The organism is Klebsiella sp. 141240, from assembly GCF_050600805.1.
Classification (GTDB): Bacteria; Pseudomonadota; Gammaproteobacteria; order Enterobacterales; family Enterobacteriaceae; genus Klebsiella; species Klebsiella aerogenes.
In genome coordinates this window covers 179,495-203,663 of the sequence record NZ_JAQIRK010000005.1, presented here as the reverse complement: position 1 = coordinate 203,663, position 24,169 = coordinate 179,495, and the positions used below count along the sequence as shown (strand labels likewise).

The window sequence follows — 24,169 nt, the reverse complement described above, 5'->3', positions numbered from 1 at the left end:
TTTATTCCGCCAGCACCGGATGGCCGCTTATCGTTAACGTTGCGACAGAGGCGTTGTTGACCAGCCGTGCCTGTGCGCCGAGAGGCAAAGTCACGGTGCGCTGTTCATGACCGAATTCGAGTCCGGTCAGCAGCGGGATGGCGAGCTGCTGACGTAGCCAGGCGTAGACGGTGGGTAGATCGTAACCGTCGTCGTAGTCGTTGGGCTGCGCGCCGGTAAAGCTGCCGAGCACAATGGCCCGTTGGCGGGCAAGGATCCCGCTGTTGAGCAACTGTAGCAGCATACGCTCCACGCGGAACGGGTGTTCGTTGATATCCTCAAGCACCAGAATACCGCCGTCAATCTGCGGTAGCCACGGCGTGCCGATGAGCGACGTGACCATCGCCAGATTGCCGCCCCACAGGGTGCCTTCGGCGCGGCAGGCCGGGCCATCGCTTTGCCATTCGAGGGTAAACTCCGGTTCGCGCAGCGCCTGCCAGAAGTGATGTTCAGTAAACGCATTCAGGGTTTCTGCGCCGAAATTGCCCGCTAACATCGGCCCGCTGAAGCTGATAGCGTTGGCTTTAGCCAACAGTCCCATCTGGATGGCGGTGAAATCACTGTGGCCGCAGATAAGCAGCGGATCCTGCCGCTGGCGCGCGGACAATGCCTGCCAGTCGATTTGCGGTAGTAACCGGGTGGCGCCATAGCCGCCGCGTACCGCCAGCACGATGCGGTTTTTTCCCTCTAGGGCCGCAAGTTGGTTAATATCGGCCAGGCGTTCGCTGTCGCTGCCGGCGAAACGCTGCTGTCGACGGGAGATCGCCTGTTGGTTCAGTACCTGATGACCGGCCTCCTGCAGACGGGCCACGCCAAGGGCCGCAGCCTGTTGATTGATACAGTAACCGGAAGGGGCGACCAGATAAAACTGAGACATGGCAATTCCTTGCAAAGAATGAAAGGGTTATCATGCCGCCTGGAACGTTTATTGTCATCTCCGTGCGGCAAACTTCAGCCAATAAGGATAGATGTGTGAAATTGAGATGGTTTGTTTTTTTATTTGTATTGTTGGCCGGTTGTAGCTCAAAGCACGATTACACCAATCCGCCGTGGAACCCGGAAGTCCCGGTGAAGCGGTCGATGCAGTGGATGCCGATTAGCGAAAAAGCCGGCGCCGCGTGGGGAGTAGACCCGCAGCTGATAACGGCGATCATCGCGATTGAGTCCGGCGGTAATCCCTCGGTGGTCAGTAAATCCGGCGCGGTAGGGCTGATGCAGTTGAAGCCGTCGACCTCCGGGCGCGATGTCTATCAACGGATGGGCTGGCGTGGCCAGCCTTCGGTAAGCGAGCTGAAGAATCCGGAACGCAATATCTCGATGGGCGCCGCTTACCTGAGCATTCTGGAAAACGGCCCGCTGGCGGGAATTAAGGACCCGCAGGTGATGCGCTATGCGGTCGTGGTCTCTTATGCCAACGGCGCGGGCGCGCTGCTGCGCACCTTCTCGTCGAATCGCCAGGACGCCATCGACGAGATTAACGATCTCGATGCCGATGAGTTCTTTGAACACGTGGCGAAAAAGCATCCAGCCCCACAGGCGCCGCGCTATATCTGGAAACTGCAGAAAGCGCTGGACGCGATGTAGCGTCTCCTCTCACCCCGCCGGGCAGGATTCGCCTTGCGGGGTGCCTTTCAGATAATCCTAACTCTCGTGACGAATTGAACTGATGTAGCTGACGGGACCAATTAAGTCTTTGTAATCGCGGTAACTTTCAGGAAGGGACTCGATACCACTAACCGCAACCGCCAGCATAGCCGTGGCCTCATCCATTTCATCGCCAGTCTGGGCTAATTTTTCGCGTAATAATCCGATAAGCGCATGAGAATTATTATGTGAGACCCCTTTAAAATCCAGACGATTATGATCCCAGACGTTGCAACCCCATGCCGTGAACCACAACAGGCTGCCTGTAACCATCAATATCCAACAAAAAGTGTTTTCAGCGACATCGACGTAGATAAATATTCGACAAGCTAATATTGCCGCTAAGATGAGTGAGGGGATACTGAACAACAGAAAATTGCATCGGCGGCGTAGCATACTTAAGGTCAACTCTGGGCTTTTATGCTGATCCTGCCAGATGTTAAGGTTGGAGATATGCAGGCTAGTAGGCAGATCTTCATGACATGGTTTTCGTACCTCAAAATGGTCAAATAAAATTCTTTCAATGACGTTCATTTCATTGCTTGCATAGCGTCCGTTAGCCAACATTTGCCCGGGTTCGGGGATCCACAGATATCCTTTATGTAACAAACTGAACATCGCTAACTGAATGACCCGCGTGCCGCCGCCGTCAACCCAGGCAAGAAGCCATGGGTCGTTCCCGGGCGTTAACTGTTGGGCTTTAGCCGCAGGCCGCGTCAGGGCGATAATGATTCCTATAGAAAGATAAATAGCCGGGACGATAACGATAAAACAGCCGAGAAACAGCAGAGGGTGCATATGCATAATAAGAGTCCACATGATGCGTTTCCCTGTTAATCAAGTTTTACGACTGAGCCGGGATAGTTTACTTGCTTTATAATTTTTACATACTCGCGATATCTTTCAGGCAGCAAATTTGTCCTACCGATGGCGATATAATAATCAGCTGTTTCATCCGTTGTTGTCTCTGCGTCGGCGATAAGGGTGTCCTTTAATTTATCAATATATAAACCAAGTATATTAACCGAGATACCCTCCCGATCCAGACGAGTGGCATTTAACGTGGTTATTATCCACAGCAATAACCACAGGCCGGTACCAATAAACATGGTAAGCCAGCTGAATACTCCGGAATGAATAATGGTATGGTTATTAAAAAGAACTTTCCACGTATAGGTGGCAATTAAAATAATCGATGGCACGAATATCAGGATCATATTCCACGTGTGTTGTGCCGGACTGAGCATCAGGCCTCTACAGTGGGGATCGTCTGACCAATGGTTTTTATCGGCAACGTAAAGAGAAAGGGGTAAATTCTGGGCGCTGGGTTTTGGCGTAGAAAAATGGTCAAAGAGTATTTTTTCTACACAAGTCATCTTGCACTCCGCATACTGCTGATTGGCGTGCAGTTCGATATTCTCAGCGGAATAAATAATGGTTACGTAGTTTTTTCTTAAAAGCCTGAACATGGCTAATTGAATAACGACGGTGGCTCTGCCCCGTAGCCAGGCAAGAAACGAAGGAGATATGGAGTAAGGTGGTGGTATCGGCGTGTTTTTCTCAGAAGGACGAGTGTTTGAGATAATAATCATCACCAGAATATATATCACTATCGTTGATAATATATGGTAACCCATAAAGGACAGCGGGGATAAATCAGAGATAAAGCTGATTAAATTGTTCAATTCTCACTCCCTGTGATAGCCGTAACGTAGCGCGTAGACCTTTATCTAGTTTAATAGTGGAGTTCTGGTTAAACAACAAATTTAGTTTGTCTGGCGGCTTTTATTAAAAAATATTAACCAGATATTTACGTGACTTATTAAACTAAGCCTCCGAATTATTTCAGGAGGCTTATATTGTTGAGGGAAATTAAAAATCGTAACCCACGGTAGCCGTGACGCTGCGTTCAGCCCCCCAGTAACAGTTGCCGGTGCCGTAGCAGCCGGAAAGATATTCACGATCGCCGATATTATTCGCGTTAACCTGAATGTAGGCGCCTTTCATCGCTGTCGACCACGCTCCGAGGTCGGCGCGCGCCATCGCATCTATCAGGGTGACCGAAGGTAAACGTTCGGTATTGGCGTCATCGGCCCACTGCTTACCGATATAGCGCACGCCCGCGCCAAGGGTAATGCCCGCCGGCAATTGATAGCGCGCCCAGAACGAGGCCATCTGATCTGGCGACAGCTGCGGCGTATTACTATCGGTGCCGTCTTTCGTGTCCTGGAAGCGCAGGCGATTCCAGGTATAAGAGGCAATAGTGCTCAATTGCGGTGTAATTTGATTATGCGCTTCCAGCTCTACGCCCTGCGAATGCACTTTTCCGGCGGGAATATAGGTGGCGGTGGCGATGTTCGGATCGCGGGTGGCGACATCCTTTTGCATCAAGTCGTAAATCGCGATGCTATACAAATCGCTGCTGCCCGGCGGCTGGAATTTCAGGCCGGCTTCCACCTGTTCGGCGGTGGTGGGTTTTAATAACGTGCCGTCGGCGCCCGGCAGCATCGCCGGGGTAATCGCCTGGCTGTAGCTTAAGTAGGGCGAAAGACCGTTATCGAGCGCGTACAGCAGCGAGGCGCGGCCGCTGATGTGATCGTCGGAGCGGCGGTTTGACGTGCCTGAGGTGTCGCTTACCTGCTGTGAAACGATGCGGTCGTAGCGCCCGGAAACATCAAGATGCCAGCGGTTCCACACCATTTCATCCTGTAGATAAAGCCCGGTCTGGTAATAACGGCGATTATTATTATCGCTGTAGGTGATGGTATGCCCGGTTTGCGGCGTATTGCCGGTGAACGGATTGAGCGGCGCTGCGCCGCCAGCGCCGGTCCACAAATCGTTGCGGAAGCGATGATACTCAGCGCCGAGGATCAGCGTATGCGCCAGTTCACCGGTGGCGAAATCGGCGCGCAGGCGGTTATCGGTTGACCAGGCGTCCAGCGACCCGCGGGAACCGCTGTAGCCGCGGGAAAGCATGTCGCTGTCACCTACCCAGCCAACCTGATAAACCTGATCCAGCGAGACATTCGTATGGGTATAGCTGCCCGCGGAGTAGGCCGACCAGACATCGCTAAACTGGTGATTGAACTCGTAGCTGTAGATCTGTTCGCGGCGCTGGTAGCCATCACCCGGATCGCCTTCATTAGTGCTGGGTGAAAGTTTACGGCCGTTGTGCGCGTAACGGGTGCCATCCAGCGGCAGAGAGCCGTGGTAGCCTCCGGAGGGATCTTTTTGCAGGTAGGCGCGCAACAGCAGCGAAGTATCGCTATCCGGTTGCCACAGCAAGGAAGGCGAAATCGCGTAGCGCTCTTCGCGGGTATGGTCATACTGCGTGTCGCTGCTGCGGGTCATGCCGATGAGCCGCCAGGCCCACTGGTCATTGATAGCGTTGGTATAGTCAAAAGCCGCGCCCTTAGTATTTTGCGTACCACCGGTCAGGCGGAAGTGACCCTGCTGGCTGAACTGCGGCCGTTTGGAGGTCAAATTGACCACCCCGCCCGGCACACTCTGGCCGTAAAGGGCGGAAGAGGGGCCACGGATGACGTCGACGCGCTCAATAAACCATGGGTCGATCTGCAGTACGTTATGGCTGCCGCCGTCGCTCATCAGGCGCATGCCGTCAAGGAACAGGTTATCGACATCGCCGCCGTGGTAGCCGCGCAGCGAGATAGTATCAAAGCGCGTCGCGCCGCCGCCAAAACTGGAATAAACCCCCGGCGTATACTGTAGCGCCTGGCTTACGGTATTGGCGCCCTGATCGGCGATTTGCTGGCGGGTGATCACCGATACCGACTGGGCGGTAGTTATCAACGGCTGATCGGTTTTCGTGGCGCCGGTTGACGTTTTGGCGCTATAGCCTTGAGTCTGCGCGCTGGCGGAGTCATCAGGCTTTGCGGTAACGATTAGAGTATCTTCCGCCTGCGCGGCGAGAGGGAAGGCGGCCGCGAGGGCGCATACCAGCGCGGAGCGTTTGAAGTCAACAGAGGAGATCATGCCATAATCCTGAATAGCGCGGTCTGGCACTCCTGTGCGCCGCCGCGGAAATAAACGAAATGCTTTTTCGTTAAAAATAATGCGAATTATTATCGTTTGCTTTTGCATGATCAAGCAAAATAGTCCTCCTCAGAGCAAGAAGACATTTTGCTGGCTGTCGAGCGGATGATAGGGTGATGTCGATGGTAATAGCGCGGCGAAGATATCGCCGCGCGCAGGGGATTATTGGGCTTTTTTCTCCGGAGCCGCCACGGCATCGTTCGCGGCTGGCTGCTTACCGGCAGCGCTTTCTGCCGGCGTCGGACGGGTCGCCGGCAGGGCATCACATGGTTTTTCCTGCGGGCAAAGCAGGTCGAGCATTTTCAACGTCACGCCATTGGTCCAGCCAAAGCCGTCCTGCAGGGGATACTCTCCGCCGCCGCCGCCGGTACCCGTTGAACTCACGTCATATTTCTCTACCAGCTTCTGCTTGCTGTCATAGGTATGCTGTACGTTGCTGAGGAAGCGCCAGGTGACCTCCATGGCCACTTTTTTCTGACCGTAGTTCTGCAGACCTTCCACCGCTACCCACTGCAGCGGGGCCCAGCCGTTTGGCGCGTCCCATTGCTGGCCGCTATTGACCGTGGTGGTGGTGAGTCCGCCGGGCTTCAGCAGGCGGCTTTCCGCCGCCGCGGCGACTTTCGCGGCGCGCTCGCTGGAGGCCGCTTTGACGTACAGCGGGAACAGCGCCGCGGCGGTCAGCTGATTCCGGACTTTATGGCTCTTCAGATCGTAATCGGCATACCAGCCTTCTTTATCGTTCCACAGATATTTTTCCAGCGCTTTCTGGCGGGCGTTCGCTAACGCATCGTACTGCCCGGCTTTGGCGCTGTCGCCAGCGGCCTTACTGGCGCGGGCGATGGTTTTCTCCATGTGGAACATCAGCGCATTGAGATCGACCGGAATGATGCTGGTGGTGCGGATAGTCCCCAATTGCTGCGGATTATCCATCCAGCGAGAACTGAAGTCCCATCCAGAGGCCGCGGCGGAACGTAGGTCGCGATAGATTTCGGTGGCCGGGCGGTTAGGATTGTTTTTGGCGGTGGTAACATCGTCCAGCCAGGATTCCGGGCGAGGCGTATCGTTATCATCCCAGTAGCGGTTAAGCAGCGCGCCATCTTCCAGACGCACCACGCGTTTATTGGCGTTGCCGGGCGTCAGCGCCTCGGCGCCTTCCATCCAGTAGCGATACTCTTTTTCCATCTGCGGCAGCCAGGTCTTTAGCGCCCGATCGCCATCGTGGCTGGCCAGCAGCTCAACCATAAAGGAGAAGAACGGCGGCTGCGAACGGCTCAGATAGTAGCTGCGGTTGCCGTTTGGAATATGGCCCCAACGGTCTATTTCGGCAGCGAAGTTGGCCACCATGTCTTCCACTTTATCCCAGTGCCCGCTTTCGGCGAGGCCCAGCATGGTGAAATAACTATCCCAGTAATAAACCTCGCGGAAGCGTCCACCGGGTACCACATAAGGTTTCGGCAGCGGCAGCAGCGAATCCCATTTTTCTACCTCGACGGTGCTGCGGGTTAATACCGGCCATAGCCCATCGATGTGTTGACGCAATGTTTGCCCTTTCGGCGGCACGTATTGATCGTTATCACGCGGCAGGGTGAAGTTGATCTCGACGAAATGGCGCAGATCGAAGCTGGCCTGGCTTTTTTGCATCCGATAGTCGGCAAGGATCATTAGCGGATCGCTATTCGGTACCGCATCGGCGAAGGTTTTTTGGTCAGCGAAGAGTTTCGCGCTCTGCACGTCGTTAAATAGCGGGCCTAAAAGTTCATCAGGCGATTGCGGCACCGGGGCGGGGTTTTCATCAGCCTGAACGGCAAATGTCGCCAGGCTTAACATTGCGCCTCCCAGCGCCAGTTGAATGAGGTATGTCAGGGTTTGCGGGCGACGTAGAACCGATCTCGTCATCGATAATTCTCCATTTTGCGTTTTGCTGACTTCGCGCCACTGCGAACGGCCATCAGAAAACCTTAGCCGAATATCGGCCGCTTCGCGTGTTGGAGTTAACATTTTGGCCGAAAACAGAGTATTTACCTGGTGAAGTATTGTCCCGGCGTTTTGCCGGTCTGGGTACGGAAGAAGTAGATAAAGGCGCTATCGCTGGCAAACTCCAGCGCCTGGGCGACATCCGTGATGCGCTGGCCGCAAGACAGCAATTCTACAGCTTTCATTAGCCGCCACTGTTGGCGCCATTGTTGATATGACATGCCGGTTTCGCGCTGAAACAGGCGGCTGATGGTCTTTTCTCCGGCGCCGCATTGCGCAGCCAGTTGCTGAAGTAGCGGTGGTTGCGCATTGCCGTTGAGATGACGCAGGCGTTTATCCTGCGGCAGCGTTAGCATCATCGGTTCCTGTTTTGCCGCGCCGATTTCCGCCACGCAGAGCGCCGCCAGATGCCGGGCCGGGCTCTGTCGCCAGTCGGTATCCCACGGGCTGGCGCTAATGCGTTCGAGCAACTCGCGCAGCAGCGGCGTAACGTTGAGAATCGCAGGCTGACGGGGCAGCTGCGGGTATGAGGTAGTGGCGAACCACACCGAACGGTAATCAACGATGTGCTGCATTTCGGCGCGGTGGGTGACGCCTGCGGGGATCCACGCCGCGCGGGTCGGCGGCAACATACACAATAGCGCGCCATCGTTTAACGTCAGCCGGATACAACCCTGACGGGTAAATAGCATCTGCCCCATTTGATGATGATGCAGACCATCGTCATGATCGCCGTTAAGGGTCGCTTGCACGCCAATCAGCGGCGTATTGAGCGTATCAGGGTCAAAGGATGCATCCGCGCTGAGCCATGCCATGATGTCTGATTCTCGATGTTAAAAGTCATTATATTTATAATCGCCGATTATGCCGCTCCCTACAATGGCGCCTCTGATAAGGGAGGTGGATATGTTAAGTCATTCGGCGATGGCGCTGGTTACCGCACTACTCATGTTTCCGCAAATCGCGGAAACCATCTATAGCCCGGCGCTGACTGATATCAGCGCACATTTTTCCGTTAGCGCCGCCGATGCGGCGCAGACGCTGGCGGTCTATTTCATCGGCTTTGCCATCGGCGTGCTGTTCTGGGGCTGGTTCAGCGACCGGCGTGGACGGCGGCCGGCGTTATTGCTCGGTCTGGCGGTGTATACCGCAGGCTGTATGCTGGCGCTGGCGGCGCCAAATTTTAGCGTGCTGCTGGCGGCTCGCATCGTAGCGGCTTTCGGCGCGGCTATCGGGTCGGTGGTTGGGCAAACGGTATTGCGCGATGCGTTTGATGGCCGGCAGTTGGCGGCCATCTTTTCCTTCGTCGGCATGGCGCTGGCTATCAGCCCGGCCATTGGCGTTTATCTTGGCGGCGTGCTGGCGGGGGAGTGGGGAATGTATGGCGTCTTCGGGGCGTTGGCGCTGCTGGCGGCGGCATTATTGCTGCTGTGCGCAGTGGTAATGCCGGAAACCCGGCCGCCGCGAACAGGGGATCAGACGCTCTGGCCGTTAATGCTGCGCATGCTGGCGGATGCGAAAATCCGTTTAGCGGTAGTGTTAGTTGCGGCATTGAATATCGGTTTGTTCAGCTATTACAGCCAGGGACCTTTCCTTTTTGCCCGGCAGGGACTGGATGTGCAGGCTTTTGGCTATAGCGGTATGGCGCTGGCGGCAGGGGCGTTAGCCGGCGCGCAGGGGAATCGTCTGTTGCTACGACGTGGAGCCGCTCAACGGCACATTTTTATCTGTGCCGGTCTGCTGTTACTGCTCTCCAGCGCAGGCGTCGGCCTGTTAACGCATTCATTGTTCTTTTTACTGCCGATGATGGGGGTGGCGGCGGCATATGCCATGGCGATCCCCGTGGTGTTGGGTACGGCGCTTAGCGACTACGCCGAATGTCGTGGTAGCGCCGGCGCGCTTTTTGGCCTGGCCTATTATTTGATTATCGGCTTGGGGCTGGCATTTGTGGGGTGGGGGGAATCGTTGGGTATCACGCTGGCAATCTGCGCGGTGGTTAGCGCGCTAACCGGTTGGCGTTATCTGCGGCACATGCTTGATGAGTTTTCCTGATTTGTGATGATTAGCACAAATCACTATTTAGTAGCTTTGTTGGTAGATGAAAAATCGACATTGATTTTAATCAAGGAATTACCTGCTATAAAATAGCCAAAAAATGAAGTTAAAATAATGTTTAAAATGATAAATTATTGTTTGTTTTTGTTTTCAATTAAATTAATGAAACATATCTTTACATACAAATAACGTGAAAAATTGTGACCTCATCCCGTAATGAATCGAAATAAATACAGTTTTCTCATTTTATTTGATTGTTTACACCTGAGGTTTAATCAGAAAATAATGTGAAATACCTCATTTTATTGCTTGAAAATTACCCTTTTCCTGCTCATTTTTAGCTTAAAAATTAACCTTTTTTATCCCCATAAATATTTTTTATCCCCTCATATTTCTTTGACTAAAATCATGCTTAATTTCATGTTTTTGCTTTTATGTTATTGATTTTAATTGTTTTATTTTGTTTTATGGATAAGGTTGATTATAGGTGGAAGGGCTTTGTGAGTAGTCTCACACAACCAGCGGATCATCATTTGATACACTTCCCGCCGTCAACAAAGTCATTAACGTGGATAACCAATATGAATACTATTCCGCTCCCTAAAACTCAGCACCTGGTTGTATTCCAGGAGGTGATCAGAAGTGGTTCGATTGGTTCAGCAGCGAAAGAATTAGGATTAACTCAACCTGCAGTCAGTAAAACAATTAATGATATTGAAGACTATTTCGGCACTGAGCTCATTGTCCGTAAAAATACCGGTGTTACGTTGACTGAAGCCGGACAGGTGCTGTTGAGCTGGTCGGAATCGATTACCCGCGAAATGAAAAATATGGTTAACGAAATGCACAGTATGACCTGCAGCACCGTCGTTGACGTCTCTTTCGGTTTCCCGTCGCTGATCGGCTTCACTTTTATGTCGGACATGATCCATAAATTCAAAAAGTTATTTCCAAAAGCACAGGTCTCGATGTACGAAGCGCAGCTTTCTTCGTTCCTGCCGGCGATCCGCGATGGCCGTCTCGATTTCGCCATCGGCACGCTGAGCGATGAAATGAAGCTGCACGATCTACATGTCGAACCGCTATTTGAATCAGAGTTCGTGCTGGTGGCCAGCAAATCGCGAACGCGTAGCGGCAGTGCCACGCTGGCATCGTTACAACACGAACAGTGGGTATTGCCGCAAACCAATATGGGTTACTACAGTGAACTCCTCGCCACGCTTCAACGCAGCGGCATCAACAATGAAAACATCGTTAAAACAGACTCTGTCGTTACTATTTATAATCTTGTTCTCAATGCTGATTTCCTGACGGTTATTCCTTGTGATATGACCGCACCATTTGGCTCTAATCAATTTATTACTATTCCTGTCGAGGACGCGTTACCCGTAGCGCATTATGCTGCGGTATGGTCGAAGAATTATCGCATAAAAAGCGCGGCCTCGGCGTTAGTCGAATTAGCGAAAGAATATTCAGCCCATAGCGGTTGCCGACGACGACAATTAATCAGTGTGGATTGATTGTCTATTTATATTAATCGAAACTCAAGCTGCGATTTATTTATCAATCGCTGCCCATTAACGCTATTTTTTTTTAATTCCAGGTTAAGAGGTTCTCATGCATATTACATACGATCTTCCGGTTGCTATTGAAGATATCCTCGAAGCGAAGAAAAGATTGGCAGGTAAAATATATAAAACGGGGATGCCGCGTTCGAATTATTTCAGCGAACGATGCAAAGGCGAAATCTTCCTTAAGTTTGAAAATATGCAGCGCACCGGTTCTTTTAAAATTCGCGGCGCGTTTAATAAACTCAGCTCGCTGACCGATGCTGAAAAGCGCAAAGGCGTGGTGGCGTGTTCCGCCGGTAACCATGCGCAGGGCGTTTCACTCTCCTGCGCTATGCTCGGCATTGACGGCAAAGTGGTAATGCCGAAGGGCGCGCCAAAATCAAAAGTGGCCGCCACCTGCGACTATTCGGCGGAAGTGGTGCTACATGGCGATAATTTTAACGACACCATCGCCAAAGTCAGTGAAATTGTCGAAATGGAAGGGCGTATATTTATTCCTCCCTACGATGACCCGAAAGTGATAGCCGGCCAGGGGACGATTGGTCTGGAGATCATGGAGGATTTATATGATGTCGATAACGTTATTGTGCCGATTGGCGGCGGCGGTTTAATTGCCGGCATCGCGGTGGCGATTAAATCGATTAACCCGACTATTCGTATTATTGGCGTGCAGTCGGAAAATGTTCACGGCATGGCCGCCTCGTATTACGCCGGAGAAATTACCAATCATCGCACTAATGCCACCCTGGCTGACGGTTGCGACGTTTCTCGTCCAGGGAATATTACCTATCAAATCGTGCGTGAATTAGTGGACGATATTGTGCTGGTCAGCGAAGACGAAATTCGCAACAGTATGGTCGCACTTATTCAACGCAATAAAGTCATTACCGAAGGGGCCGGGGCGTTAGCCTGTGCCGCATTATTAAGCGGTAAACTGGACAGCTATATTCAAAACCGAAAAACCGTCAGCATTATTTCCGGCGGCAATATCGACCTGTCTCGCGTATCGCAAATTACTGGTTTAGTTGACGCTTAATCTTTTTGATGAGGAAAGGATATGAGTACTACAGATAGCATTGTATCCAGCCAGACAAAAGAGTCGTCCTGGCGCAAATCGGACACCACCTGGACCCTGGGCTTATTCGGCACCGCCATTGGCGCCGGGGTATTATTCTTCCCGATCCGCGCCGGTTTCGGCGGCCTGATCCCCATCTTACTGATGTTAGTGCTGGCCTACCCGATCGCCTTCTATTGCCATCGGGCGCTGGCCCGGCTGTGCCTTTCCGGCTCAAATCCTTCCGGCAATATCACTGAAACGGTAGAGGAGCACTTTGGTAAAACCGGCGGGGTGGTGATTACTTTCCTTTATTTCTTCGCGATTTGCCCGCTACTGTGGATTTACGGCGTGACGATCACCAATACCTTTATGACCTTCTGGGAAAACCAGCTGCAGCTGCCGGCGCTGAACCGCGGTTTTGTCGCGCTGTTCCTGCTGCTGCTGATGGCGTTTGTCATCTGGTTCGGTAAAGATCTGATGGTGAAGGTAATGAGCTATCTGGTATGGCCGTTTATCGCCAGCCTGGTGCTGATTTCGCTGTCGCTGATCCCTTACTGGAACTCCGCGGTTATCGATCAGGTGAATTTAAGCGAGATCTCGCTGACCGGCCACGATGGTATTCTGGTGACCGTCTGGCTGGGTATTTCGATTATGGTGTTCTCGTTTAACTTCTCGCCAATTGTCTCTTCATTCGTGGTCTCCAAGCGCGAAGAGTATGAAAAAGACTTTGGTCGCGAGTTCACCGAGCGCAAATGTTCACAGATTATCTCTCGCGCCAGCATGCTGATGGTGGCCGTGGTAATGTTCTTCGCCTTCAGCTGCCTGTTTACCCTGTCGCCGCAGAATATGGCGGATGCCAAAGCGCAGAATATCCCGGTTCTCTCTTACCTGGCGAACCACTTCGCCTCGCTGTCCGGCACCAAATCCACCTTTGCTACGGTGCTTGAATATGGCGCGTCAATCATCGCGCTGGTGGCGATTTTCAAATCCTTCTTCGGCCACTATCTCGGCACCCTGGAAGGCCTGAACGGTCTGGTGCTGAAGTTTGGCTACAAAGGCGATAAAACCCGAGTTTCCAGCGGCAAGCTCAACACCATCAGCATGATTTTTATCATGGGCTCAACGTGGATCGTCGCTTACGCCAACCCCAACATTCTCGACCTGATTGAAGCGATGGGCGCGCCGATTATTGCCTCGCTGCTGTGCCTGCTGCCGATGTACGCCATCCGTAAAGCGCCATCGTTGGCGAAATATCGCGGCCGCCTGGACAACGTTTTCGTCACGGTAATCGGTCTGCTGACCATTCTGAACATCGTTTACAAACTGTTTTAATTAAGCTCAGGACGAGCGGAGTGATGACATGAATGAATATCCGGTAGTACTGGTCATTAACTGCGGCTCGTCTTCAATTAAATTTTCAGTACTGGATGCCGCCAGCTGTGAAGTATTAATGGCTGGTATTGCAGATGGCATTAATTCTGAAAATGCGTTCCTGTCAATAAATGGGGGAGAGCCGGCTAAGCTGGCTCACCGCAGTTATGAAGGTGCATTGAAGGCGATCGCATTTGAATTAGAAAAACGCGATTTAATGGATAGCGTGGCGTTAATTGGCCACCGTATCGCGCACGGCGGCAGCATATTTACCGAATCGGCGATCATTACCGATGAAGTTATCGACAATATTCGCCAGGTGTCGCCGCTGGCACCGCTGCATAATTACGCCAATCTCAGCGGTATTGAATCAGCGCAGCAGTTATTCCCGGGCGTACAGCAGGTGGCGGTCTTTGATACCAGTTTTCATCAGACGCTGGCGCCAGAGGCATTTCTCTACGGCCTGCCGTGGGACTATTACCAGCGATTGGGCGTGCGTCGCTACGGCTTCCACGGCACTTCGCACCGTTATGTGTCTCAGCGCGCGCTAGCGCTGCTTGATTTACCCGAGCAGGATAGCGGGCTGGTCATTGCCCATCTTGGCAACGGCGCCTCGATTTGCGCGGTACGCAACGGCCGCAGCGTAGACACCTCGATGGGCATGACGCCGCTGGAAGGCCTGATGATGGGCACCCGCAGCGGGGATGTCGATTTTGGCGCGATGGCGTGGATTGCCGGCGAAACTAACCAGACGCTCAGCGATCTGGAGCGCGTGGTGAATAAGGAGTCCGGCCTGCTGGGGATATCCGGATTGTCATCCGACCTGCGGGTGCTGGAAAAAGCCTGGCATGAGGGGCATGAACGCGCGCGGTTGGCGATTAAAACCTTCGTGCATCGTATTGCCCGCCACATTGCCGGCCATGCCGCCTCGCTACGCCGCCTTGACGCGATTATTTTTACCGGCGGTATCGGCGAAAATTCGGTATTAATCCGCCAACTGGTGATTGAGCATTTAGCGGTATTCGGCGTCAGCCTGAATGATGCGCTAAATAAACAACCCAACTCCGCCGGTGAACGCATTATTTCTTCCCGCGAGGCACGCGTGATATCTGCAGTCATCCCCACTAATGAAGAGAAGATGATTGCGCTCGATGCTATTCATTTAGGCAAAATTAACACATCCCTGGAATTTGCTTAATTACGTTGTGGTCCTGTAGAGAGATTATTTTCATGAAGGTAAATATCGATACCAGCGATATGCTGTACGCCGAAGCATGGCACGGATTTAACGGTACGGACTGGAAAGAAGAAATTAATGTCCGTGATTTTATTCAGCACAACTATACACCATATACCGGGGATGAATCGTTCCTTGCGGAGGCGACGCCGGCGACGACCGCGCTGTGGGAAAAAGTGATGGCCGGCATTCGCGTAGAGAACGCTACCCACGCGCCGGTTGATTTTGATACCAATATCGCCACCACCATTACCGCCCATGATGCCGGCTATATTGAGCAAGCGTTGGAGAAAATTGTCGGTCTGCAAACGGATAAACCGCTCAAGCGCGCGCTGCATCCGTTTGGCGGCATTAACATGATTAAAAGCTCGTTTGATGCCTATGGCCGGGAAATGGATAGTCAGTTTGAATATCTGTTTAGCGAGCTGCGTAAAACCCACAATCAGGGGGTGTTTGACGCCTATTCGCCGGATATGCTGCGCTGCCGTAAATCCGGCGTGTTGACCGGGCTGCCGGACGGCTATGGCCGCGGGCGTATCATTGGCGACTACCGCCGGGTGGCGCTATACGGCATCCGCTATCTGGTGCGTGAACGTGAGCTGCAGTTTGCCGATCTGCAGGCAACGCTCGAGCGCGGGCAGGATCTGGAAGCCACTATTCGTCTGCGTGAAGAGCTGGCGGAGCACCGCCGCGCGCTGCTGCAAATGCAGGAGATGGCGGCGAAATACGGCTGCGATATCTCCCGCCCGGCGCGCAACGCCCAGGAAGCTGTACAGTGGTTATACTTCGCCTATCTGGCGGCGGTGAAATCGCAAAACGGCGGCGCGATGTCGCTGGGGCGTACCGCCTCTTTCCTCGATATCTATATCGAACGCGACTTCCACGCCGGGATCCTCAATGAACAACAGGCGCAGGAGCTGATCGACCACTTCATTATGAAGATCCGCATGGTGCGTTTCCTGCGTACGCCGGAATTCGATACGCTGTTCTCCGGCGATCCCATCTGGGCAACCGAGGTGATTGGCGGGATGGGGCTGGATGGCCGCACGCTGGTGACTAAAAACTCCTTCCGCTATCTGCATACGCTGCACACCATGGGCCCGGCGCCGGAACCCAACCTTACCGTATTGTGGTCGGAAGCGCTGCCGATTGCCTTTAAGAAATACGCCGCCCAGGTCTCGATCGTCACCTCCTCGTTGCAGTATGAAAACGATGACCTGATGCGCGCCGATTTCAACAGTGATGATTACGCCATTGCCTGCTGCGTCAGCCCGATGGTTATCGGCAAACAGATGCAGTTCTTCGGCGCTCGCGCCAACCTCGCCAAAACGCTGCTGTACGCAATCAACGGCGGGGTGGATGAGAAACTCAAAATCCAGGTCGGGCCGAAAACCGCGCCGCTGATGGACGACGTGCTGGATTACGACAAAGTGATGGCCAGCCTCGATCATTTCATGGATTGGCTGGCGGTGCAGTACATCAGCGCGCTGAACATCATTCATTACATGCACGATAAATACAGTTATGAAGCCTCGCTGATGGCGCTGCACGACCGCGACGTATACCGCACCATGGCCTGCGGGATTGCCGGGTTGTCGGTGGCGGCGGATTCGCTTTCGGCTATTAAGCACGCGAAGGTGAAACCCATCCGCGACGACAGCGGCCTGGCGATCGATTTTGAGATTGAAGGCGATTATCCGCAGTACGGCAATAACGATCAGCGCGTCGATAGTATTGCCTGCGATCTCGTTGAACGCTTTATGAAGAAAATTAAGGTGTTGCCGACGTACCGTAACGCGGTGCCCACGCAGTCGATTCTGACGATTACCTCAAACGTGGTGTACGGCCAGAAAACCGGTAATACCCCGGATGGCCGCCGCGCCGGTACGCCGTTTGCGCCGGGAGCAAACCCGATGCATGGCCGCGATCGCAAAGGGGCTGTCGCTTCGTTGACTTCCGTGGCGAAGTTGCCGTTTACCTACGCGAAGGATGGAATCTCTTATACCTTCTCGATCGTCCCGGCGGCGTTAGGCAAAGAGGCGAGCGTCCGACAAACCAACCTCGTCGGTCTGCTTGACGGTTACTTCCACCACGAAGAGCGGATCGAGGGCGGCCAGCATCTGAACGTCAACGTGATGAACCGCGAAATGTTGCTGGATGCCATTGCTCATCCGGAAAATTATCCGAACCTGACCATCCGCGTCTCTGGCTATGCGGTGCGCTTTAATGCGCTGACCCACGAACAGCAGCAGGATGTCATTTCGCGAACCTTCACCCAGGCGCTGTAACGCAACGGGGCGACGATCATGGTCGCCCCATTTTTTATCATCGGTGTGAAACCTGGTCTTCACTGCACGGTAAACCGAGGTGTAGATATGATTAGCGCTTTCGATATTTTCAAAATTGGTATTGGCCCTTCGAGTTCCCATACGGTGGGGCCGATGAATGCAGGAAAAAGTTTTATCACTGAGCTGGGGAGCAGCGGCGACCTGACGCAGACTTCGCGCATTGTCGTCGATCTGTACGGTTCGCTATCGCTGACCGGCAAAGGGCATGCGACCGATGTCGCCATCATCATGGGGCTGGCGGGCAATAGTCCGCAGGATGTCGATATTGACGCCATCCCGGGATTTATTCAGCGGGTGACAGAGAGCGGCCGTCTGCCGGTGGCGAAGGGGAGTCGGCAGGTCGATTTCCCGCTGCCGGAGAGCATCGTATTTCATGATAGCGCGCTGGCCCGCCATGAGAACGGTATGCGTATCAGCGCCTGGGATCATCAGCAGCCGCTACTCAGCAAAACCTATTACTCAATTGGCGGCGGGTTTATCGTTGAGGAAGCGCGTTTTGGCCAGACTCACGATGTCGCAACGCCGGTCCCCTTTGATTTCCGCTCCGCCCATCAACTGCTTCAGCTGTGCGAGCATAATGGTCTTTCCATCTCTGGCCTGATGATGCAAAACGAACTGGCGCTGCGCGATAAGGGGCAAATCGAGGCTGGTTTCGCCGCCATTTACGCGGTGATGCGTAACGGTATTGAGCGGGGAATGAATACCGAGGGCGTGCTGCCGGGGCCGCTCAACGTGCCGCGCCGGGCGGCGGCGCTGCGCCGACAGCTGGTGGCCAGCGACAGCCTCTCCCGCGATCCGATGAACGTCATCGACTGGATCAATATGTTCGCGCTGGCGGTGAGCGAAGAGAATGCCGCCGGTGGCCGGGTCGTCACTGCGCCTACCAATGGCGCATGCGGGATTATCCCCGCGGTTCTGGCCTATTACGACAAGTTTCGCCGTCCGGTCAATGCCAACTCGATTGCTCGCTATCTGCTGGCTGCGGCGGCTATCGGTTCACTGTATAAGATGAATGCCTCTATATCTGGCGCAGAAGTTGGCTGCCAGGGAGAAATTGGCGTGGCCTGTTCCATGGCGGCGGCGGGGCTGACGGAACTCCTTGGCGGCAGCCCGGCGCAGGTATGCAACGCCGCGGAGATTGCGATGGAACATAACCTCGGTCTGACCTGCGACCCGGTGGCCGGGCAGGTGCAAATCCCCTGCATCGAACGCAATGCTATCAATGCGGTGAAGGCGGTTAACGCCGCGCGGATGGCGCTCCGCCGAACCAGCGAGCCGCGGGTCTGTCTCGACAACGTCATTGAGACGATGTATGAAACCGGCAAAGACATGAACGATAAATATCGTGAAACTTCGCGCGGCGGGCTGGCGATAAAAGTAATTTGCGACTGACGAATCAGAAAGGAGTGGGCTGGCGCGCCGCTATCGCTTCACCGCTGACCGGATGGTGAAAATGCAGTTCGCTGGCGTGGAGCATCAGGCGTGAGGCCTGATGTGCCGCCAGCCCTCCGTAGAGATCGCAGCCGAGAATCGGATAGCCGAGATGCTGGCAGTGGATGCGTAGCTGATGGGTGCGTCCGGTTTCCGGTTGCAATCGTACGCGAGTTACCGCCAGCGAACCACTGGCTGTTGGCAACCATTCCCGTGATAGCACCTGATAGCGCGAGCGCGCCGGTTTACCGTTACGCGCGCTAATCGCCATCCGTGGAAACAGCGCCGGATCTTTGGCAATCGGCGCGTCTATCACCCCTTCATCTTCCTCTGGATGCCCACACAACAGAGCGTGATAAACCTTGCTTACCGCCCGCTGGCTGAACTGCTGACACAGCGCGGCGTTGATCGTTTTGTTACGCGCCACCACCATCAGCCCGGACGTCCCGAAATCGAGCCGATGCACCAGCGTGCACCCCGGAAAATCCTGCACCAGGCGATGATGGACTGAATCCAGGTTCTGCGGGTTCTTCCCCGACAGGCTGAGCAGACCGCTGGGTTTGTCGATCAACAACAAGTGTTCGTCCTTGTAGAGGATGTTAATCTGCGCGGAACAAGGTGGGGCGATAAAGGTATCTATTACGGTAGGCATGGGCAGGCGCTGCTTAAGGGTGAGGGCGGATGATAGCGAAATTACCGGCCACAGGCGAATGAATTTGATGGCTATCAAAGGAGATTGGATCGGCTAACAATTCGGATTGCGCTCACGGGTATTATTAGATATTCAACTTGCAGCGTAAATATTTCGCGGCAAATGAAAAGGATTATTCATGATATTGCTAATTAAGGATGGTATTTATTCTTGCGTTAAATGGTTACTATTATTAATTAGCCTTACCGCAGGATTATCCGCTGCGGCAAGCGAAAATATGCCGGATAATTTTTATCGCGTCACGCCTGAGTTGTATCGTTCGGCGCAACCCAATCGACTGCAGATGCAGAGCCTGGAGCGTATAGGAATACGCTCAGTGTTAAATTTGCGCCAGTGGCACAGCGATGCTCACGAAGCGCAGGGCACGGGGCTTATTTTGTATAGGGTGCCGATGAACGCGGCTGCGATTAACGACGATGATGTGGTGATTGCGCTGAGCTTTTTACATCGTGCGGTAAAACCGGCGCTGGTACACTGCTGGCACGGCAGCGATCGTACCGGGATGATTGTCGCGCTCTACCAACTGCTGTTTAGCCGTGCGACAAAGTCAGAAGTGCTGGCGGAACTGCACCGCCCGGAATATGGCTATCACCAACAGTATTATCCCGACATTGCCCGCTATATTGAGTCGATCGATGTAGAACAATTGCGAGCACGGGTTCTGAGTTTATCAGCGGGAGTTTATTAACTAATCCTAATTTATAATATACGAAAAATCATTATAATGAAAATGAGGGCTATACAACTAAACCACAGTGCTATAAAACGGCTGAATGTATTGATTCTTTTGTAGAAAAGCCAAATGAATACAGCGGCAAAGCTACCGCCTACTAAACTATAGAAAAACCATATAATTATTATTAAGTTGCCGAGTAGGTACATGTTATTCCCTGTGATTTTATTATGAAGAATGGTTTTCGCCAATATACCAACTGCGATATATAATGCATTGATATAGTAAAATCACCGCGCTAATAAGAATGAAACACAGCAATAATAATTGCTGTGTAATTTTTACATCCCTTTTATGAATTTACTGAATATTTAAATTGTTATTTTTATAGTGTGGGTATTTTACTCGAATCGTTAGTAAAAAATCCACAGGCGCGGAATTGCAGTTGGTAGGCGAACGTGGTACAACAATTGTTATGTTATAACATAGCTTATGAATCATATGAACGAACCTGCGATCCTGCACGTTGACGGGATAAGTCTTAACGCCCGGCGTGGTACAACGATACTTGATGATATCCAGTTCACGCTCCATACCGGCGAAAAGCTGGCGGTCATTGGCCCCAACGGCAGTGGTAAATCAAGCCTGCTGCGGACGATCATTGGCGACGCTCGCCCGGATAAAGGAACGCTGTACTGGCAGGGGTGTCCACTACGGCAACTGTCGCCTCAAGCGCGTGCGCGGAATATTGCTTTCCTGTCACAAAACGATACCCCTGATTTGCGCCTGACGGTGGAAGAGTATGTTCAATTGGGGCGTTTACCGTATCGTGAATCACCCTCCTCGGCACAGGGACGGCGCATCGTGGATAGCGTGATTAGCGATACGGGGCTGCAGCCTTTACGCCATCGCCCGCTGGGCAACCTCTCCGGCGGTCAGCGCCAGCGCGCCGCGCTCGCCCGCGCGCTGGCGCAATCACCCGCATTACTCCTGCTGGATGAACCGACCAATCACCTTGATCCGCTGGCGAGAAGCGAGTTGCTTACCCTGGTAAAGCGCACAGAAGTTGCGGTGATTGCGGTGTTACACGATCTTGCCGCGGCTGAAGCCTTTGCCGACCGAATGCTGGTTATCCACCACGGCAAGCAGATGATTTGCGACGTACCCGAGGCTGCGCTGCACCCCAACGTAAGCTATCCGGTTTTTGGCATGACCAGTTTTCGCGTGGCGCATCCCGTTAGCGGTAAAGCGCTACGCATTTTTGAAGTTCCTCATCGCGCTTAATGACCTCGAGTAAATATGAACAGACTTTTAACTATCTTATGGCTGCTGTTAAGTAGCCCGTTAGCGTTAGCTAATCCCTTTCCCGTTACCGTGGACAGCTGCGGTAAGCCCATCACCTTTAATCAACCCCCGCAGCGTGCGGTGATTAACGATCTTAATATGGCGGAAATGGCCTTTGCGCTCGATCTCCAGGAGCGTATTGTGGGGCTAACCGGCATCACCGGCTGGTACAAACTTACGCCACATTTCAAAGCAGCGATGGGGACCATCCCCGAGCTGGCGCCTAAATACCCGTCGCTGGAAACGCTGCTGGCGGTTCGGCCGGACTTTTTCTTCGCCGGCTGGAACTACGGCATGAAAATCGGCGGTGATGTGACGCCGCAGACGCTGGCGCCATATGGGATTAACACGCTGGTACTCAGTGAAAGCTGCGTCCAGGCCGGCGGGCGCGGGAAGAAAGCCGATATGGGCTTGCTGTACAACGATGAACTCAAGTTGGGCAAGATTTTTGGCAAGCAACAACAGGCCGAAGCGCTGGTGGAAGGGTGGAAGCGTCGCCTGGCGAATCTGCCAGCCAGGGCAGCGGATATGCAGCCGCAGCGGGTCTTCGTCTATGACTCCGGCGAAGATAAACCTTTTACCAGCGGCAAGTACGGGATGCCGACGGCCATTATCGAGGCGGCCGGGGGACGCAACGTGATGGATACTCTGGACGCGAACTGGACCACGACGACGTGGGAGGCGGTGGCGGCCAGCGAACCACAGGTGATTATTCTGCTCGATTACCAAACCGGCACGGGAACCGAGGCGCTGCAGCACGTGCTGGAATCTCATCCACTGATGAAATTGACGCCCGCCGTCCGGCAGCAGCGTTATCTTAAGCTACAGTATGCTGAATTGACTCCGGGCCCGGCGAATATTGCGGCGGTTGAGAAGCTGGCGCATCTCTTATATGCCACGGACGTGAAATGAAGCCGTCAGTGCAACGTTTTCTTCTGTGGACGGCGCTGGCATCCGTGGTTTTATGCGGCTTGATGATTTCGAGCCTGCGGTTGGGGAGTGTGGAACTCTCATGGCAACAAGTGATATCAGCGTTAGGGATATCATCCGCTCCCGTTCCCGAAATTTTGAAAACTATCGTCATTGACTTACGTCTACCACGGAGCCTGCTGGCGGCGTTGACCGGCGCAGGACTGGCGATCGCCGGCTTGCTGTTACAGACCACGACACGTAACGAACTGGCCGATCCATTTTTGTTTGGTCTCTCTTCAGGCGCTTCCGCCGGCGCGGTGCTGGTGATTACCCGCTTCGGCGATGTACTGGGGGCGTTTACGCTGCCGGTCTCGGCCTTCGTCGGCGGGATATTATCCGCGCTGGCGGTGATGATATTGTTTCGCGTCAATCAGCTAAGGCGAGCGGAACAGTTAATTATCTGCGGCCTGGCGGTGTCGTTTCTTTTCAGCGCGCTGACCAGCTATCTGGTCTTTTCCGGCGACCAGCGAGCGGCCGGTTCGTTGCTATTCTGGTCGTTGGGCGGTCTGGGACTGGCGCGATGGGACAACTTGTTCATTCCATTATTGAGCCTGGGGTTGTTGAGCGGATTTACCCTGCGTCGCTGGCGGGCGCTGGATGCACTGCTGGCGGGGGAGCAGACGGCCTGCTCGCTGGGCGTCGATGTGCAGCGTTTGAGAAGCGAAACCTTTCTCTGCTGCGCGTTGGCTACCGCTTTACTGGTCTCTTTAACCGGGGTCATTGGTTTTGTCGGCCTGATGGTGCCTTATCTGGCGCGTCGGGTCGTTGGCGTCAGGCACCGGCTGGCCGTACCAATGTGCGGTCTGCTGGGCGCGATATTGCTCATTGGCGGCGATATACTTAGTCGAAGTCTGATAGCGAATCAAGAATTACCGATTGGTATTATTACTGCCGGGCTTGGCGGCGCGTTTATTGTTAGCCTGCTAATGCGGGCAACACGATAAGCCGAGCCACGGGAAAATAGCGGTTGACCCATTATTGCGCGCAAATAATGGGTTCTATTATTTAAATGAATGTGACTCGCCGATTATAAAGGTACTCTCCGTCGTTGAAGGGGGAACTTTTCTGGATAGAGCGCTTTTGGACGAGGTGGTTTTTTTTAAATGATTCGCCAAAAATATAATTGGACAGAAATTTTTTTCAGGCCACGATTGTTGCGGCATGGCGGTAAGTAATGATTTATATCAATGAAACAGACATCATTGGCGCATGACCCGTTAGTTGGTAAGTTCCTGGTTTAATTCCCTGCTCAAAACACATGAGGCCACGCGATATATTGAGATATTGCAATTGTTGGTTATTTTATTCGCTATTCCCGTGATGAATATTCTTGATATCAATCTAAATATAGTTCATTAATTCGGGTGGTTAACGGTAACCAGTGATTCATTCTGATGTGGTTCAGATATATAAGGGGTGTAATGAACAGCGCTTGCCCAGGTGAGCGACTCAATACCCGTATTCCTTCACTGTTGTCACTGCATATCGAAATTGAACAGAGGGCCGTCAAACTGACGCTTAAATCCCTGGCCGTTAGTCGTTCCGGTAATATTAAAGCCCACCCAATATTCGTTCAAGAAAAAATAAATACCAATAACAATAATTCAAGTTTTTCTGTTTCTGAGTGCCGTTTGCCAGTGAGTTAGCAAGGTGAAATTAAATTTGCAGTTTAAGAACACCTTATTAGA

Annotated in this window: 19 protein-coding genes; 12 read left to right on the top strand and 7 right to left on the bottom strand. The window is 53.1% G+C overall.

The window, feature by feature from the left end; translation table 11 throughout:
• Nucleotide 1: 1 nt before the first annotated feature.
• Entirely contained in the window at nt 2–916 is a 915-nt protein-coding gene (ldcA, locus tag PGQ95_RS11810) for a muramoyltetrapeptide carboxypeptidase (RefSeq protein ID WP_430918207.1), read from the bottom strand.
• Between the two features lie 95 nt (nt 917–1,011).
• Between ldcA and emtA the strand changes: the two genes are divergently transcribed.
• Nucleotides 1,012–1,623: a membrane-bound lytic murein transglycosylase EmtA gene (emtA, locus tag PGQ95_RS11805; protein WP_015366071.1), complete on the top strand. Its 612-nt coding sequence runs from the start codon at nt 1,012–1,014 to the stop codon at nt 1,621–1,623.
• Nucleotides 1,624–1,680: 57 nt separating this feature from the next.
• Here emtA and PGQ95_RS11800 read toward each other — a convergent pair whose 3' ends face one another.
• The 5 genes from PGQ95_RS11800 to PGQ95_RS11780 all read right to left on the bottom strand — a co-directional run bounded on the left by PGQ95_RS11800 (nt 1,681) and on the right by PGQ95_RS11780 (nt 8,525).
• Nucleotides 1,681–2,502 carry a TIGR04222 domain-containing membrane protein gene (locus tag PGQ95_RS11800; protein WP_430918205.1) on the bottom strand — a complete coding sequence of 274 codons (822 nt, stop codon included), beginning with the start codon at nt 2,500–2,502 and terminating at the stop codon, nt 1,681–1,683.
• A gap of 14 nt (nt 2,503–2,516) precedes the next feature.
• Nucleotides 2,517–3,368 carry a hypothetical protein gene (locus tag PGQ95_RS11795; RefSeq protein WP_430918203.1) on the bottom strand — a complete coding sequence of 284 codons (852 nt, stop codon included), beginning with the start codon at nt 3,366–3,368 and terminating at the stop codon, nt 2,517–2,519.
• Between the two features lie 187 nt (nt 3,369–3,555).
• Nucleotides 3,556–5,676, bottom strand: a complete 2,121-nt coding sequence (locus PGQ95_RS11790; protein WP_430918201.1) for a TonB-dependent siderophore receptor — start codon at nt 5,674–5,676, stop codon at nt 3,556–3,558.
• A 222-nt stretch (nt 5,677–5,898) separates the two neighbouring features.
• Nucleotides 5,899–7,632 carry an alpha,alpha-trehalase gene (locus PGQ95_RS11785; RefSeq protein ID WP_430918199.1) on the bottom strand — a complete coding sequence of 578 codons (1,734 nt, stop codon included), beginning with the start codon at nt 7,630–7,632 and terminating at the stop codon, nt 5,899–5,901.
• A gap of 122 nt (nt 7,633–7,754) precedes the next feature.
• The gene (locus PGQ95_RS11780) at nt 7,755–8,525 is read right to left on the bottom strand and encodes an AraC family transcriptional regulator (RefSeq protein ID WP_087860636.1); all 771 of its coding nucleotides are present in this window, start codon (nt 8,523–8,525) and stop codon (nt 7,755–7,757) included.
• Between the two features lie 91 nt (nt 8,526–8,616).
• Between PGQ95_RS11780 and PGQ95_RS11775 the strand changes: the two genes are divergently transcribed.
• The 7 genes from PGQ95_RS11775 to tdcG all read left to right on the top strand — a co-directional run bounded on the left by PGQ95_RS11775 (nt 8,617) and on the right by tdcG (nt 18,741).
• Complete coding sequence (locus tag PGQ95_RS11775) at nt 8,617–9,762, top strand: MFS transporter (RefSeq protein WP_430918197.1); 1,146 nt, start codon at nt 8,617–8,619, stop codon at nt 9,760–9,762.
• 584 nt (nt 9,763–10,346) lie between these two features.
• Nucleotides 10,347–11,285 (top strand): transcriptional regulator TdcA, encoded by a 939-nt coding sequence (tdcA, locus tag PGQ95_RS11770; RefSeq protein WP_087860638.1) that lies wholly within the window; start codon nt 10,347–10,349, stop codon nt 11,283–11,285.
• Between the two features lie 97 nt (nt 11,286–11,382).
• Nucleotides 11,383–12,372, top strand: coding sequence for a bifunctional threonine ammonia-lyase/L-serine ammonia-lyase TdcB (gene tdcB / locus PGQ95_RS11765; RefSeq protein WP_015366079.1), 990 nt, complete (start codon nt 11,383–11,385; stop codon nt 12,370–12,372).
• Between the two features lie 21 nt (nt 12,373–12,393).
• Nucleotides 12,394–13,725, top strand: a complete 1,332-nt coding sequence (tdcC, locus tag PGQ95_RS11760) for a threonine/serine transporter TdcC (protein WP_045390456.1) — start codon at nt 12,394–12,396, stop codon at nt 13,723–13,725.
• A 28-nt stretch (nt 13,726–13,753) separates the two neighbouring features.
• Nucleotides 13,754–14,962, top strand: coding sequence for a propionate kinase (tdcD, locus tag PGQ95_RS11755; protein WP_087860639.1), 1,209 nt, complete (start codon nt 13,754–13,756; stop codon nt 14,960–14,962).
• Between the two features lie 32 nt (nt 14,963–14,994).
• Nucleotides 14,995–17,289 carry a formate C-acetyltransferase gene (gene pflB / locus PGQ95_RS11750; protein ID WP_213316898.1) on the top strand — a complete coding sequence of 765 codons (2,295 nt, stop codon included), beginning with the start codon at nt 14,995–14,997 and terminating at the stop codon, nt 17,287–17,289.
• Nucleotides 17,290–17,376: 87 nt separating this feature from the next.
• A complete protein-coding gene (gene tdcG, locus PGQ95_RS11745; protein ID WP_430918193.1) occupies nt 17,377–18,741 on the top strand; it encodes an L-serine ammonia-lyase in 1,365 nt (454 codons plus the stop codon).
• Between the two features lie 4 nt (nt 18,742–18,745).
• Here the strand turns inward: tdcG and PGQ95_RS11740 are convergent, their stop codons facing one another.
• Nucleotides 18,746–19,432: an RluA family pseudouridine synthase gene (locus tag PGQ95_RS11740; RefSeq protein WP_430918191.1), complete on the bottom strand. Its 687-nt coding sequence runs from the start codon at nt 19,430–19,432 to the stop codon at nt 18,746–18,748.
• A gap of 178 nt (nt 19,433–19,610) precedes the next feature.
• Between PGQ95_RS11740 and PGQ95_RS11735 the strand changes: the two genes are divergently transcribed.
• The 4 genes from PGQ95_RS11735 to PGQ95_RS11720 all read left to right on the top strand — a co-directional run bounded on the left by PGQ95_RS11735 (nt 19,611) and on the right by PGQ95_RS11720 (nt 23,425).
• Nucleotides 19,611–20,180 (top strand): tyrosine-protein phosphatase, encoded by a 570-nt coding sequence (locus PGQ95_RS11735; RefSeq protein WP_430918189.1) that lies wholly within the window; start codon nt 19,611–19,613, stop codon nt 20,178–20,180.
• 486 nt (nt 20,181–20,666) lie between these two features.
• The gene (locus PGQ95_RS11730) at nt 20,667–21,449 is read left to right on the top strand and encodes an ABC transporter ATP-binding protein (protein ID WP_430914533.1); all 783 of its coding nucleotides are present in this window, start codon (nt 20,667–20,669) and stop codon (nt 21,447–21,449) included.
• Nucleotides 21,450–21,464: 15 nt separating this feature from the next.
• Nucleotides 21,465–22,421: an ABC transporter substrate-binding protein gene (locus tag PGQ95_RS11725; RefSeq protein WP_430918187.1), complete on the top strand. Its 957-nt coding sequence runs from the start codon at nt 21,465–21,467 to the stop codon at nt 22,419–22,421.
• Nucleotides 22,418–23,425 carry a FecCD family ABC transporter permease gene (locus PGQ95_RS11720; protein WP_183269062.1) on the top strand — a complete coding sequence of 336 codons (1,008 nt, stop codon included), beginning with the start codon at nt 22,418–22,420 and terminating at the stop codon, nt 23,423–23,425. Before PGQ95_RS11725 ends, PGQ95_RS11720 begins: the two co-directional genes overlap by 4 nt.
• Nucleotides 23,426–24,169: the final 744 nt, after the last annotated feature.

Coding starts and splice junctions, on each gene's coding strand:
- tdcG (WP_430918193.1), top strand. CDS start 17,377: ATGATTAGCGCTTTCGATATTTTCAAAATTGGTATTGGCCCTTCGAGT.
- PGQ95_RS11725 (WP_430918187.1), top strand. CDS start 21,465: ATGAACAGACTTTTAACTATCTTATGGCTGCTGTTAAGTAGCCCGTTA.
- ldcA (WP_430918207.1), bottom strand. CDS start 916: ATGTCTCAGTTTTATCTGGTCGCCCCTTCCGGTTACTGTATCAATCAA.
- tdcB (WP_015366079.1), top strand. CDS start 11,383: ATGCATATTACATACGATCTTCCGGTTGCTATTGAAGATATCCTCGAA.
- PGQ95_RS11730 (WP_430914533.1), top strand. CDS start 20,667: ATGAACGAACCTGCGATCCTGCACGTTGACGGGATAAGTCTTAACGCC.
- PGQ95_RS11740 (WP_430918191.1), bottom strand. CDS start 19,432: ATGCCTACCGTAATAGATACCTTTATCGCCCCACCTTGTTCCGCGCAG.
- PGQ95_RS11735 (WP_430918189.1), top strand. CDS start 19,611: ATGATATTGCTAATTAAGGATGGTATTTATTCTTGCGTTAAATGGTTA.
- tdcC (WP_045390456.1), top strand. CDS start 12,394: ATGAGTACTACAGATAGCATTGTATCCAGCCAGACAAAAGAGTCGTCC.
- tdcA (WP_087860638.1), top strand. CDS start 10,347: ATGAATACTATTCCGCTCCCTAAAACTCAGCACCTGGTTGTATTCCAG.
- PGQ95_RS11780 (WP_087860636.1), bottom strand. CDS start 8,525: ATGGCATGGCTCAGCGCGGATGCATCCTTTGACCCTGATACGCTCAAT.
- tdcD (WP_087860639.1), top strand. CDS start 13,754: ATGAATGAATATCCGGTAGTACTGGTCATTAACTGCGGCTCGTCTTCA.
- PGQ95_RS11785 (WP_430918199.1), bottom strand. CDS start 7,632: ATGACGAGATCGGTTCTACGTCGCCCGCAAACCCTGACATACCTCATT.
- PGQ95_RS11790 (WP_430918201.1), bottom strand. CDS start 5,676: ATGATCTCCTCTGTTGACTTCAAACGCTCCGCGCTGGTATGCGCCCTC.
- PGQ95_RS11720 (WP_183269062.1), top strand. CDS start 22,418: ATGAAGCCGTCAGTGCAACGTTTTCTTCTGTGGACGGCGCTGGCATCC.
- pflB (WP_213316898.1), top strand. CDS start 14,995: ATGAAGGTAAATATCGATACCAGCGATATGCTGTACGCCGAAGCATGG.
- PGQ95_RS11775 (WP_430918197.1), top strand. CDS start 8,617: ATGTTAAGTCATTCGGCGATGGCGCTGGTTACCGCACTACTCATGTTT.
- PGQ95_RS11800 (WP_430918205.1), bottom strand. CDS start 2,502: ATGTGGACTCTTATTATGCATATGCACCCTCTGCTGTTTCTCGGCTGT.